This window comes from Clostridium sp. FP2 (assembly GCF_011065955.2).
Lineage (GTDB): Bacteria > Bacillota > Clostridia > Clostridiales > Clostridiaceae > Clostridium_AD > Clostridium_AD tagluense.
Genome location: NZ_JAAMNI020000001.1, coordinates 324,505 through 338,192 on the forward strand (window position 1 = coordinate 324,505; position 13,688 = coordinate 338,192).

Genomic DNA, 13,688 nt, shown 5'->3' on the forward strand with positions numbered 1-13,688 from the left:
GAAGTTTTATATATGGGAAAAATATTAGTTTTAGCAGAAAAACCCTCCGTTGGAAAAGAACTTGCAAAGGTCTTAAATTGCAGTCAAGGCGGAAATGGTTATTTAATGGGACAAAAGTATATTGTAACTTGGGCACTAGGACATCTTGTTACACTAGCGGGTCCAGAGGATTATGATCAAAAATATAAAAGTTGGAAAATGGAAGATCTTCCTATGTTACCAAAGGATTTGAAATTGGTAGTTATTAAAGAAACTTCAAAGCAATATAAGATTGTGAACGAACTTCTTAAAAGAGCTGATGTAGATGAGCTTGTTATAGCAACAGATGCAGGACGTGAAGGAGAATTGGTTGCTCGTTGGATCATTCAAAAAGCAGGATTTAAAAAGCCGATAAAGAGGCTATGGATCTCCTCGCAAACTGAAAAAGCAATAAAGGATGGATTTGCCAATCTTAAACCTGGAAGAGATTATGAAAATCTATTTTGGGCAGCACAATCAAGAGCAGAAGCAGATTGGCTTATCGGACTCAACGTTACTAGAGCTCTAACTTGCAAATATAATGCTCAATTATCAGCAGGAAGAGTTCAAACACCAACCTTAGCACTTATTGTTGATAGAGAAAATGAAATAAAGAAATTCATTGGAAAGGACTACTGGACAGTAAATGGTAAAGTAAATAATTTTACAGTGAATTGGTCAAGTAAAAATGGAGAATCACGTACCTTTGACAAACAAAAGGCAGAAGATGTAGTGAACAGGGTAAATAATCAAATGGGTACTGTGGTAGAAGTAAATAAGGCCTCTAAAAAAGAGCTACCTCCACTGGCATATGATTTAACAGAGCTTCAAAGGGATGCAAATAGAAGATTTGGCTATTCTGCAAAGCAAACTCTTAATTTAATGCAGAGACTATATGAAAATCATAAACTATTATCTTATCCAAGAACAGACTCAAGGCATCTTACTACTGATATAGTAGCTACGTTACTTGATAGATTAAAGAGTATAGCGGTGGGACCTTATGAAAAAGCTGCTAGAAATATAATAAAAGGTAGGATACATACTACAAATAGACTTGTGGATAATAGCAAAGTATCAGACCATCATGCTATAATTCCAACAGAGCAACATGTGGATTTATCAAGCTTAAACAAAGAAGAAAGAAGTATTTATGACTTAGTTGTAAAAAGATTTTTAGAAGTTCTAAGCCCAGCTTTCGAGTATGAGCAAACTACTGTAAAGATAGATGTAAAGGGTGAAAGTTTTTCTGCAAAAGGCAAAATAGTTAAATCAAAGGGCTGGAGAGAAATAAGTAGCTCAGATGATGGGGAAGATAAAGATCAATCTCTTCCGGAAGTTAATAAAGGGGAAGCAGTTAAACTTACCTTGGCTCGGTCTGTAAATGAAAAGACAAAGCCACCAGCTAGGTATAATGAAGCAACGCTGCTTACAGCTATGGAGCATCCAGGAAAAGATATACAAGATGAGAGTTTAAGGGAAGCCCTGGATAACACCTCGGGACTTGGAACGCCTGCAACTCGCGCAGATATAATTGAAAAATTATTTAACATCTTTTATATGGAGAGACGAGGTAAAGATATTTTCCCAACCTCAAAAGGAATACAGCTAATAGACCTAGTTCCAGAAGAATTAAAATCTCCAGAGCTTACTGCTAAGTGGGAAAAACAGCTTCAACTTGTGAGTAAAGGAAAAGCGAATTCTATGAATTTTGTAAAAGAAATGAGAGAATACGCTTCAAAACTTGTGAAGACCGTTGCAGCTTCTGGCGAAGTATACAAACATGACAATGCTACAAGAGTTAAATGTCCTGAATGTAGCAAGTATCTTCTTGAGGTTAACGGCAAGAGGGGTAAAATGCTGGTATGTCCAGATAGAGATTGTGGATACCGTAAGGGCGTTTCACAAGTTTCAAATGCACGTTGTCCTACTTGTCACAAGAAAATGGAGATTAGAGGCGATGGAGACAATAAGATTTTCGCTTGTGGCTGTGGCTATAGAGAAAAGCTTTCAGCATTTACTAAGCGTCGCGATAAAGAAAAAGGTGCTTTAGATAAAAAAGATGTTAGTAGGTTCCTTAATCAGCAGAATAAGAAAGATGAACCAACGGGTAATTCTGCTATGGCAGAGGCTTTTGCTAAATTTAATTTAAAGTAGTAGGAAAAAATAACATGATGTATAAGTGGGGGCTTATACATCATGTTATTTTAGTTTATTGGTAAATAATTATTAAGCTAAATGTAAGGTTTTTTTAATCTGTTTTTAATATTAGGATTATATAATATAAAATAGGGGAATGTTTATAGACACATTTAGTAAAGACAAGAGAAAAAAAGGGGAATGAAGGAAATGATATCATTATTACAAAGATTTGATAGCTCAATATTATTATATATAAAAGATAATATGCATGGAATTATTATGGATAAAAGTATGGTTACATTAACGTACTTAGGCAATGGAGGAATCATATGGATTATAATAGTAGCCATACTCATGGTTAATAAAAAATATAGAAAAATAGGTTTTATGGCTTTAGGAGCTTTAATACTAAGTACAATTTTAGGAGAAGAAATATTGAAAAATGTAGTTAAGCGTATAAGGCCATCAGCAGAGATACCGGCATGGAATCTTTTAATTGCAAAGCCTTTATCCTATTCATTTCCCTCAGGGCATACTACTTCCTCATTCGCAGTGGCAGGAGTACTCGCAAAGTATTTTAAACGGTATGCATTTGGATTTTTAGGTTTGGCATCTTTGATAGGATTTTCAAGGTTATATTTATATGTGCATTATCCTACTGATATTTTGGCAGGTATAGTTTTAGGGCTTATGTGCAGTGGAATAATAATTTACTTGTTTGGTAAAGTAAACAATAATATTAAGGCTAGAATATAAGAAAATATTCCTTGTACAAGTCAAAAAGAGTGTATGGGAGTCATTACTTTGTATTGCGATAGTTGTTCATATATAATAATATTTACTGCTAGTGATATATATAATTTTAAATTAAGTGAATATATGATAAAATGTAAATTGTAATTGTAGCTAATTTAGAAATCCATTGGTTTTATGAATAAGCGTAGAGGTAGTTGAATATAGACATTTTAGATTGGTAATTATGTAGCAGTTCAAATTACAAATAGTTATAAATAGTAAAGATAGGACGTGGTGTTTTGCATTCTGTAATAGGATTAATTAATCATTATGGATATATAATTTTGTTTAGTGCCTTAGTGCTAGAACTAATTGCATTTCCTCTTCCGGGTGAGCTAATGATGACATACTGTGGTTTTCTTGTTTATCAATCTAAAATGAGCTGGGTTATAAGTATATTAGTGGCTAGTGCGGGGGTAATATTAGGCATTACAATATCTTATTTTGTTGGTGCTAGAGTTGGCACGAGATTTTTTGAAAAATATGGTTCATATATTCATCTTGGTCCCGCTCAAATGGAGAAAACATCAAAGTGGTTTGAATCATCTGGTAATAGATTGTTGATTTTAGCATGTTTCATTCCTGGAGTTAGACATATTACGGGATATTTTTCGGGTATAACGGAAATACCTTATAAAAGATTTGCTTCAAATGCATATTTAGGAGCCTTTATATGGACGACTACTTTTATTTCATTAGGAAAGGTCCTTGGACCGAACTGGGATAAATTTCATAGTTATATATCCAAATATTTCATTATCGGAAGTTTAATTATATCTCTAATCTTGATTATTATTTATGCTTATAGAAATCATAAGACAAGAATTATAGAAACTACTTATAAAATGCTAAATAGAACTATAACTACCTTTAATTCTATGGGGAAAATGAAAGTTGCTATAGCTTTTGTAGCAGTTGCTTTTTTGGGGTTTGACCTTCTTGTAATTGGAGTCATACAAGATTATTTAGCACATGAGTTTCAGCAATTTGACATTGTTGTATCTTATTTAGTAAAAGCTATTTTTACTTCGGAATGGTCACAATGGATGAGGGTGTTTGAATTAGTAACTTCAATTAAGGTATTAGTATTATTGACTATTATCATGTTTATATGGATTATAAGAAGGAATACAAATCGAATTCTTGAAATGAAGTTTCTGTTTATTATAATTGGTGGAGGGGAAATTTTACAATATGCATTAAGGCATATTTTTAGGCGTTTAGGACCTTCTTCAGTAAGTTTAATAGGAAATGGTTTGAATACTTTTCCAAGTTATGAAGCTTTAATGGCAATAGTGGCATATGGTTTTTTTGCTTTTCAAATAGTAAAAAATGTGAAAAAAGCTTGGGCCAAAACTGCGGTTTTAATTATAACTTTATTTATTTGTATAGTTTCAGGGCTAAATCCAATATTCTTTCAAACTGAATACCCAAGTGATGTTTACGCGGGATATATTTTTGGCGGAGTTTGGTTGACTATAAATATTATTTTATTAGAAGTTTATCGCATACTACCTAAAATAAAATTATAAAATAATATTAAAAAACTTCATAAGGAGTGGGTTGTATTCAAGATTAAGAAGATAAAGACTATAACTAAGAAAATAGTGTATATTATTATAAAAGAAAGTGGGTTTTATTATAGGCATTTTAGTTTTATTAACAGTCATTTCCCCTTATACGAACATAATACCAGCCATATACATGACATATATGGTGTTGTCTAGAAAAGTGAGCATACACAAAAATCACTGGAATATAGGGCTTGGGTTACTATTTATATGGGCTTTGATAGCAGGTGCTGTAAATTATAGTTTTACATCAATTGCTGCATCTTTTGCTCTCTTTATGTATCTATGCATTAGTGTCTTTTTACAAGATTATTGTCAAAATGAAAATAAGGTAGAAAAGATAAGCAGGTATTTAGTGTGTTTTTCATTGCTATCAGCCATTTTCGGAATTATTGAAAAAGTTATATATGTGTGTTTTAATTACAATATTTGGGCGAAATTTCTTGAAATTACGGCTCAGCCAGTATTTAATGACAGAATATATAGTACCTTTGGAAACCCCAATGTAGCGGGGAATTGGTTTGCTATAATGATTCTTTTAGGGCTTTATTTCTGTAGCACTACATCTAAAACTACAAAATTATTCTATCGAATAGCAACATTTTGTTTTATTATTGCATTGTATTTAACGGCGTCCCGTGGGGCTTTTATGGGTCTATTATGTGGACTTTTTATTTATTATCTCCTTAAAGGTAATAAAAAAGATAGGTGGCTGTTTATAACAATATTTATAATTACAGCTGTAGTTACATTTATGCCATCACAGATTTTAGAAAATGTAATTGGCCATAATTTGGATGGTTCATTTACTAGTCGTTTTGGAATATGGAATGGATGTTTAAAAATGATAAAGCTTAAGCCTATTATAGGTTGGGGGCTTATGGGAATTACAGACCATGGAGCATATTTTATGAAAGGTTACTATTATGCAACCTTATACCATGGTCATAATATTTACATTACTATTATGACTTCACTTGGAATTGTTGGGCTTTCCATATATGCTTATATGAAGATTAATTTATTCCGAAATTTAAAGATACTTCATGCACAAGATTGTAAGTTGGCTCCAATGCTAGCAGGCATTCAAGCCATAATAATTGGACATGGGTTGGTTGATTTTACAATGATTGCACCACAAACTGGGTTATTATTTATAGCTAGTTCAGCCATAATAACTGCTCTTGCAAAACAATATGAAAATTCATAGGGCAATGGTTATTCAAATGATTTTTCAAAGGAAGAGAAGTGGTGAGATATGAGATTAGATAAATTTTTAGCAGAATCAGATATTGGAAGGAGAAAAAAGGTTAGGACTTATATCAAAGAAGGTATGGTGAAGGTAAATGGAGACGTGATAACAGAACCTGCCATAGAAATTAACGAAAGTTCTGATGTTGTTGAGTATCTTGGTAAAGCAATTGCTTATACTGGAAAGGTATATTATATGTTTAATAAACCTAGAGGTTACATTACTGCAAGAAAGGATGCAATTAATAAAACAGTATTTGATTTTTTTGATAATGTTAATATGAATGGAGTATTTCATGTTGGAAGGTTAGACAAAGATACAGAAGGATTATTGCTCCTTACCAATGATGGTGATTTTGAGCATCAATTAATGTACCCACAAAAGCATGTTGAAAAAACTTATTTTTTTTGGGCTTTGGGTTCTTTAGACGAGCAAGACCGGGAGCAATTAGGGCAAGGAATTTACATGGGGAAAGATGAAATGATAACGAAACCTGCAAAAATAGAAGTTCAAAAATCTGGAATGTATAAAGAGTTTAAACATGAGATGCCTATTGATAATTTATGCAATATAGATTCAAATCATTATAATCAGTCAGTTGTCTCTGGATATCTTACTATTTCAGAGGGGCGTAAGCACCAAGTAAAGCGGATGTTAAAGGCAGTAGGCTGTTATGTGGTTTATTTAAAGAGGGCTTCCATTGGAGGATTATTCTTAGATGAATCATTGAAAAAAGGTCAGCATCGATTCTTAACAGAAGTGGAGATTCAAAAGGTATTGGGAAAATAACATGATGTATAAGTGGCGCTTATACATCATGTTATTTTTATTTGATGGTAAATTTATGGTATAATGTACTAATTAAGTAAATTAGAATTTGCAAAGAATAATTTATAATAAACTATATTTGTAGAAAAGGAGTAATTAAAATGATGAGTGGGACAGGTAAATGGAGTTTAAAAGAGCTTTATTCTTCTTTTGAAGGAGCAGATTTTAAAAATGATGTTAAATTATTTGAAGAACTTATTAAGACCTTAACAAATTGGAGCAAAAACAACTTGAACAGCTATGAAGATATTGCCCACAAGTTAGAGTGCTATGTAGATAAAATGGAGGAGTTTCGAAGGATATATAGTAGAATAAGCGCCTTTTGCAGTTTAAGTATTTCAGCAAATGCAAGTAACTCTAGCGCAAAAAAGTATTTAAGCATGATAGAGAAGATAAAAACTAATCTTACAGAAGTTGAAGTTAGCACTGCAAAATGGATAAGTAATATGAAAGATTTAGACAGTGCTATAAATTCTTCTTATAAGTTAAAAGAGTATGAGTTTTATTTTAAGGAAATTAAGACAAAAAGCTCTCATATGTTAAGTCAGCAGGAAGAGATCTTAATAGCGAAAATGCAGTTAACAGGTTCAAGTACTTGGTCAAAATATAGAAATAACATAACTGCCAATCATAAGGTAGAGATAGAGTTAGATGGTAAAATTCAAAGTATAGGTATAAATGAAGTTAAGAACATGCAGTTTTCAAATGAGGGAGAACTTAGAAAGAAAGCTTATTTCGCGGAAAGAAAGAGCAATGATAAAATTGCGGAGGGAGTACTTGCAGCATTAAATGCTATAAAAGGCGAAGTAATTACTTTAAGTGAAATTAAAAAATATGAATCACCGCTTCACAGAACATTAGAAGACTCTAGAATGGATGAAGAAACTTTAAATGTTATGATTGAGGTTATGGAGGAAAATTTACAAGAATTCCAAAGATATTTTTTAAAGAAAGCTGAGTTACTAGGACATAAAGGCAAACTACCATATTATGATATTATGGCTCCTCTCGGCAATAAAAATATGGAATATACATTTGAAAAGGCAAGAGAATTTATAGTTAAGCATTTTAGTTCTTTTTCAGAGGAAATGGGAGAATTGGCAGTAAAAGCATTTGATAATGGATGGATAGATTGGGGAGTACGCCAAGGAAAAAGAGGGGGAGCTTTCTGCAAAAATTTACATTGTATAAAGGAAAGTAGAATTTTATGTAGTTATAATAATAACTTTAAAAATGTATGTACCTTAGCACATGAACTTGGACATGCTTATCATGGAATGATGCTTCAAAAGGAAAGTGTTTTAAATTCATCATATCCAATGCCACTTGCAGAAACTGCATCGATTTTCAGTGAAACCATAGTAAGAAATGCAGCACTAAAAACAGCAGGCAAGGATGAAGCTCTATCAATTTTAGGTACAGATCTTGTAAATTGCAGTTCTGTAATTGTAGATATTTATGCAAGATATATTTTTGAAAAAGCTGTATTTGAAAAAAGAAGTGAAGGGGAATTATCATTAGAAGAAGTAAAAGATTTAATGATATGGGCGCAAAGACAAGCTTATGGAGATGCCATTTCTGAGGAGACCTTAGACCCATTTGCGTGGATTCATAAAAATCATTACTACTATCCAGATGCAAATTTTTATAACTTTCCATACGCTTTTGGATTGTTATTTTCAAAAGGACTTTATAATATGTATTTAAATGAAGGTTCTTCATTTGTGAAAAAATATAATAAATTATTGTGTATCACAGGTAAATCTACTATATATGATGTTGCAAAATCAGTTGATATAGACATACATGATAAAGAATTCTGGAGAGGTTCCATGAATATTGTGAAAAAGGAAATAGAGGAGTTCTGCAATAGCTAAGTAACTGTAATATTATCAATATAACTAAAATATCTAAACTAGAGTTAATTAAAGATTCTAGTTTAGATATTTTATATTGAAATTTTATAATTCATATTACCTATCCTTCATTTAATCTCTCCACTATGCTCATCTTACTTGTAGTCTTATAGCATATAATAGGAATAACTGAAGAAATAACTATAAGAAATGGTAGGCAAATTGCTACTGGTACAAATGTAATATGGTAGCTAAAAAAAGTAAAACCCCCTACAATAGCATTAGCAATAATATAACTAAATGCCATGCCAAATGTAACAACAATTAACATAGTAAACAAAGCATAGTATAATCCTTCAAATAAAAGCATTTTATAAAGCTGTCTGCTAGTCATGCCTATACTTTGCAGCATTGCATGCTCCTTTCTTCTAGATATTATGCTTGTAGCCATAGAATTAGCAAAGTTAAGTATTCCAATCAATGCAATTACAAAACTAAGTGAGTATCCTACTACATTGTAAGTAGACTGAGTTTTTGCAAATTCATTTTTAAAAATATTTTTTGATGTATAACTAAGTGCAGGCTCTTTTGTTTTTACATAGCTTTTAATATAATTTTCAACACTTGGAATCTCTTTCTTTTCTACATCAAATAACGCTGTCATTATGACAGGATTCTTAACATGCGCTTTAAATTCATCAGACGGAATAGAAATCTGAACTGCCTGAGGATCTGCAGTCCTTACGGAAACGTTAAATGGAATTTCGCCTATTGCCATTACTTTATAAGTCTTTTCTGTTCCATCCTCATAAGTCATTTTAAAATCTTCACCAACATCATAATAACTTTCTATATTAGAAGTTCCTTGGAAATAAGGTCTTCCAATTATAATATAATTACCTGTTGCAAATTTTTTAGCATCAAATGTACCTTTGAAAATTTCAATTTTATTCGATATAAGCTTATCAAGTCCACCAAAGGTTAATTTCAGTTCTTTACTTTCTAATATTTTATTTGTATCTTCTGTAGTTCCAGATTTATCTTTTATGGCAGCCTCACTTTCAAGCTGACCTTTAAGCCATTTTAATGATTTGTCTGTTAGCTTATGTTTGAACTCCTTAAAATATACTCTTCCAACGTTTTTTATTCCCGTCAAAGAACTTATTTCATCCACCGTTTTTTCTTTTAAGGTATCCTGGCCTTTATATCCGACATAAGGATTAAAATAACCTGCATCAGCTATACAAAAATCGCTGACTATAATATTGTTTACATATTTGTCCATATCAAAACCTTTGACCATTGTATAAACACTATTAAGAAGTATTATGCTAAGTGAGAGGGAGATCATTACAACAATAGCCTTTTTCTTACTTCTGAACACATTATAGAACGCCATTTTGTAAACTTTAGCACCATTAGTTGACTCTTTATTCTTCCTTTTTCCATTATCCTGAACATCCGTATACCTAACTGCCTCAATAGGCGATATTTTTGCAGCTATCTTTTGCGGCTTTCGGCAGCTTATAAGTACAGTTACAAGTGAAAATAATGATGCTGCTATAAATATAAGAGGGTCAAAAGATATTTCAGTGTGCGTAACTTGTACACTCTGCATTACAAATGGTATAAGCACTGATCCCATTATATATCCTATAACTAATCCTATGGGTATTCCTATAATAGAAAGTATTATAGCCTGCCTTTTAACAATACTTCTTATCTGTTTTGATGTGGTTCCTATAGTTTTAAGCACACCATAAAATTTAGTATCTTTTGCCACCGAAATATAAAATATATTATAGATAATAAGATATCCACTTAACATAACAAGTAGCATTGCACCTATAAGCGAAACTATGCTGCCTAAATTAGATATGATTTGTTCTGAAGTATAAGCCCAATTTACACCTAGTGGTATATTGGCCTGTGTATATCCGCTATCACTTAAAATTTTCAATAGCTTATTATTTACATTAAAACTATTTGAAAACATTACATCTGCAAATACAAGTCCTGTGAGATTTTCAGTTTCTTTAAAATGACTTTTTACATATTTATCATCTATGCCATAAAGCTTTGCTTTTAAAAATTTTTCTGATACCCATGCCATACTTGCAGGAGCTACAGCGTCTCCTTTCCAGTATCCTGAAAGAATAAAGTTATCCGTAGCTTGTTTGCCATTTACAGTATAGGTTAATGTTACATTGCTTCCTATTTCATGTGGCACACCGAGCTTATCAAGTACTATGGTATCCAAAGCTATTTCATTTTCATTTTGTGGCATTGTTCCTTTTGTAGGAAGATCAAACATAAATTCTGCTTCCTTATTTGTTGCATACCTTACTTCAGTTTGTCTTGTGGAAAGCTCACTATTTTTTGCAAAACCAACTAATACTGAATATTCAATACTTTTAATAAGCTTATGATTTTTTATATGGTCAAATTCATCTTTTGTTAAATATTTAAAACTGCCGTGAAAACTTCCTCCCACCTGACGCATAGTGCTTTCCTGGAGAGATTTATTCATGCTTATTCCGATTGTTAGTAAGCTTGTAAACAATAAAGTAGTTAATACTATTGCCATTACTGCAAATATATTTCTTAGTTTGTTTGCTTTGAGGCTTTTAATGGAAAGATTACGAATAGTCCTCTTATTTGGTGTAGCTATCATTAATTATTCACCAGCCTATTCACAACTCTTCCGTCTTCAATTTTTATGATAGTATCTGCCATTTGTGCTATTTCCTCATTATGAGTTATCATAACTATGGTCTGATTAAAACGCTTCCCTGTGGCTTTTAGAAGTCCCAATACATCAAGGCTTGTTTTACTGTCAAGATTTCCTGTGGGCTCATCTGCAAGAATAATAGCAGGTCTTGTAGCCAAAGCTCTTGCAATAGCCACACGCTGCTGCTGTCCTCCTGAAAGATTATTTGGATAAGACTTAATCTTACTTTGAATTCCAAGAGCAGATATTATACTGTTTAAATATTCCTTATCAACAGTATTTCCATCCAGTTCAATAGGAAGAACAATATTTTCATAAACATTCAATATAGGAAGCAAGTTATAATTTTGAAATATAAATCCTATCTTTCTTCGGCGGAATATTGTAAGTTTATCATCATTCAATTTAAATATATCCCCGCCTTCCACTTCCACTGTTCCTGAAGTTGGCCTATCAAGCCCGCCTAGCATATGTAAAAGTGTACTCTTCCCGCTACCAGATGTTCCTACAATTGCAGCAAACTCACCCTGATTTATAACTAAATCTACATCATCTAAAGCTTTTACCATATTTTCTCCGTTACCATAATACTTTTTCAAACTTTTCGTCTGTAATACTGCCATAACAATTCCTCCCTAAAAATATTAGTTTATACCTAGGTATGTATATACTATATTCCTCAAATCTAACAAACTGCTTTCTCAAATATAACAGTTTTGTAATATTTAATATTTATTTTGTATTAGGCAGGAATACGGAAAATACAGAACCCTTATTAAGTTTAGATTTAACCTTAATATATCCACCCTCAGAGGAAATAATTTCTCTTGTAAGGTAAAGGCCTATTCCAACACCATCATATTGTGACACATCGGCACTTCTATAAAATCGCTTAAATATAAGATTAAGCTCACCCTCATTTATGCCTATACCCGTATCTTTGATATCTATACGAGTAAACATCTCATATTGGCTGACTATTACATCAATTTCACCCCATTGTGGTGTATATTTAATAGCATTTTCCAGTATATTTACAAATGCTTCGCTTGTCCATTTAACATCGTGATATGCTTTTATGTCTTCATCACAACATACCTGAATTTGTATATTCTTTTTTTCAGCATAGGAAAATACTGTCCCAATTGAAGTACTGATAGTTTGAAAGACAGGCATTAAAGTTTTATTAACAGAACTTATAATTCCTGTTTCAAGCCGGGACATTTTTATAAGAGATTCTATAAGCCATCTAAGTTTTTCAGACTGAAGCTTTATTCCACTTGCTAACTCTTTTTGCTCCTGATTTAACTTATAACCATCAAGCAGCAGTTCAGAATAAAGCATGATATTTGCTACAGGTGTTTTAGTCTGATGAGAAATATCTGAAATAAGGCTTTTTATTTTGTTGCGCTCCTTTTCAATTTCATCCGTGGTGAATTTTGACATGGCAATAAAACGATACATTTTGCTCTCAAAGGAGGAAAGCATGTTTTCTTCATATTCTGTATACATATTTTTTTTACCACTTATTGCATTATCCATAATTTCATCAATGGTCTTAATAGACCTAGTTACTTTATTACCTAGCACAGCTATAAAAATATATGCCAAAATGATCACAGCCATGGAATATACAAATATGATTAAAATAAATATTATTGTAGGATCATATATAAATAATAAAAACATGGTAATTGCTACAGTAAATAAAACAAATACTGCTCCAAAAATAATATAAGTCCTTTGAAATGAAGCTTCTGTAATTTTATTCAAAAGATTCTCCTCCAGCCCACATATATCCCATTCCATATATTGTTTTTATATATTTAGGAGAATTGGGATTATCCTCTATTTTATTCCTAAGTCTACTTACGCTCACAGTTAGAGCATTATCATCAACGTACTCCGCTCCATCACTCCAAACCTTATCAACAAGCTGAGATCTTGATAAAATACTGCCCTTATTATTCAATAAAATTTTTAAAAGTTTCTGCTCGGTCTTGCTCAATACAAGAGCCACCCCATTTTTGGTAAACTCCATGGTATCAAAATTAAATACCATATTATCTATTGTAATTTTATTATCAGATTTTATATTCCTAACACGCCTTAATATTGCCCTTACTCTTGCTCGCAAAACCATAAGGCTGAAAGGTTTGGTAATATAATCATCTCCCCCAAGCTCCAGACCTGTAACAATATCAATTTCCAAATCATTTGCAGTTAAGAAAATAATAGGCACTTGAGATGCTTGTCTAATTTCTTTACAAAGTTCAAATCCGCTTCCATCTGGTAAATTAACATCAAGTATAATTAGCTCTATTTTTTTATCACATAGCATTTGTTTAGCTTGTTTAATATTATATGCTTGCTGGATATCAACATCATTTTGACGGAGTGATAGCATAATGCCACTATTCAAAGTAACATCATCCTCAACTATAAGCATTGTTATCAAGAAATCACCTTCTCCATTCTATGTAGGATTCGTAATT

10 protein-coding genes are annotated in these 13,688 nt (G+C 32.0%); 6 read left to right on the forward strand and 4 right to left on the reverse strand.

The genetic code is table 11. The features are described from left to right. The first annotated feature begins 12 nt into the window (after positions 1 to 12). From G9F71_RS01545 to G9F71_RS01570, 6 genes are all read left to right on the forward strand, one after another. Positions 13 to 2,175: a DNA topoisomerase III gene (locus G9F71_RS01545; protein ID WP_164950348.1), complete on the forward strand. Its 2,163-nt coding sequence runs from the start codon at positions 13 to 15 to the stop codon at positions 2,173 to 2,175. 192 nt (positions 2,176 to 2,367) lie between these two features. Continuing rightward, on the forward strand, positions 2,368 to 2,916 hold the full coding sequence (locus tag G9F71_RS01550) for a phosphatase PAP2 family protein (RefSeq protein WP_164950349.1): 549 nt from the start codon (positions 2,368 to 2,370) through the stop codon (positions 2,914 to 2,916). Positions 2,917 to 3,194: 278 nt separating this feature from the next. Beyond that, positions 3,195 to 4,487 carry a VTT domain-containing protein gene (locus tag G9F71_RS01555; protein WP_164950350.1) on the forward strand — a complete coding sequence of 431 codons (1,293 nt, stop codon included), beginning with the start codon at positions 3,195 to 3,197 and terminating at the stop codon, positions 4,485 to 4,487. A gap of 199 nt (positions 4,488 to 4,686) precedes the next feature. Continuing rightward, positions 4,687 to 5,736, forward strand: coding sequence for an O-antigen ligase family protein (locus G9F71_RS27515; RefSeq protein WP_164950351.1), 1,050 nt, complete (start codon positions 4,687 to 4,689; stop codon positions 5,734 to 5,736). Positions 5,737 to 5,784: 48 nt separating this feature from the next. Beyond that, positions 5,785 to 6,567 (forward strand): pseudouridine synthase, encoded by a 783-nt coding sequence (locus tag G9F71_RS01565; RefSeq protein WP_164950352.1) that lies wholly within the window; start codon positions 5,785 to 5,787, stop codon positions 6,565 to 6,567. 140 nt (positions 6,568 to 6,707) lie between these two features. Next, complete coding sequence (locus G9F71_RS01570) at positions 6,708 to 8,483, forward strand: M3 family oligoendopeptidase (RefSeq protein ID WP_164950353.1); 1,776 nt, start codon at positions 6,708 to 6,710, stop codon at positions 8,481 to 8,483. 100 nt (positions 8,484 to 8,583) lie between these two features. Here G9F71_RS01570 and G9F71_RS01575 read toward each other — a convergent pair whose 3' ends face one another. The 4 genes from G9F71_RS01575 to G9F71_RS01590 all read right to left on the reverse strand — a co-directional run bounded on the left by G9F71_RS01575 (position 8,584) and on the right by G9F71_RS01590 (position 13,642). Further along, the gene (locus tag G9F71_RS01575) at positions 8,584 to 11,136 is read right to left on the reverse strand and encodes an ABC transporter permease (protein ID WP_164950354.1); all 2,553 of its coding nucleotides are present in this window, start codon (positions 11,134 to 11,136) and stop codon (positions 8,584 to 8,586) included. Then, positions 11,136 to 11,816 (reverse strand): ABC transporter ATP-binding protein, encoded by a 681-nt coding sequence (locus tag G9F71_RS01580; RefSeq protein ID WP_164950355.1) that lies wholly within the window; start codon positions 11,814 to 11,816, stop codon positions 11,136 to 11,138. Before G9F71_RS01580 ends, G9F71_RS01575 begins: the two co-directional genes overlap by 1 nt. 109 nt (positions 11,817 to 11,925) lie before the next feature. After that, complete coding sequence (locus G9F71_RS01585; protein WP_164950356.1) at positions 11,926 to 12,966, reverse strand: sensor histidine kinase; 1,041 nt, start codon at positions 12,964 to 12,966, stop codon at positions 11,926 to 11,928. Then, a complete protein-coding gene (locus G9F71_RS01590) occupies positions 12,959 to 13,642 on the reverse strand; it encodes a response regulator transcription factor (RefSeq protein ID WP_164950357.1) in 684 nt (227 codons plus the stop codon). The genes G9F71_RS01585 and G9F71_RS01590 overlap by 8 nt, the downstream gene beginning before the upstream one ends. Positions 13,643 to 13,688 lie beyond the last annotated feature (46 nt).